We start from the raw sequence: 322 nt of genomic DNA, 5'->3' as shown, positions 1-322 counted from the left end.
GTCAAAGAGGCAGATATTGCGCCGCGCTTGCTGCTGGACGGCGCGCCACTCCCACTGGCCGGTGAACACTGGCGTCTTACGCCCTGGCATTTGATGACGGATGATCCGGCTACCATCGCTACATTTTTACAAGCCGTGCAGGATGCGAAAGCCATTACCCTGCAAAAAGGTACGCAAACGCTTTCTCTGTCTGGGCTGAAAGCAGCATTGTTGTTTATTGATGCGCAACAAAAGCGCGTCGGTAGCGAAACCGCCTGGATTGAGAAAGGTGACGAGCCGCCGCTCAGCGTTCCGCCAGCTCCCGCTCTGAAAGGTGTGGCGG

Annotated in this window: 1 protein-coding gene; it reads left to right on the top strand. The window is 56.8% G+C overall.

The features are described 5' to 3' along the window. On the top strand, positions 1 to 322 hold a 322-nt coding region (locus tag FDX22_RS30735; RefSeq protein WP_255432646.1), incomplete at both ends, for a DUF1176 domain-containing protein.

Origin of the sequence: Citrobacter sp. TBCS-14 (genome assembly GCF_005280805.1) — a bacterium.
Taxonomy (GTDB): domain Bacteria; phylum Pseudomonadota; class Gammaproteobacteria; order Enterobacterales; family Enterobacteriaceae; genus Citrobacter; species Citrobacter gillenii.
The sequence above is the reverse complement of the archived record's forward strand: the minus strand, read 5'-3'. Positions and strand labels throughout refer to the sequence as shown.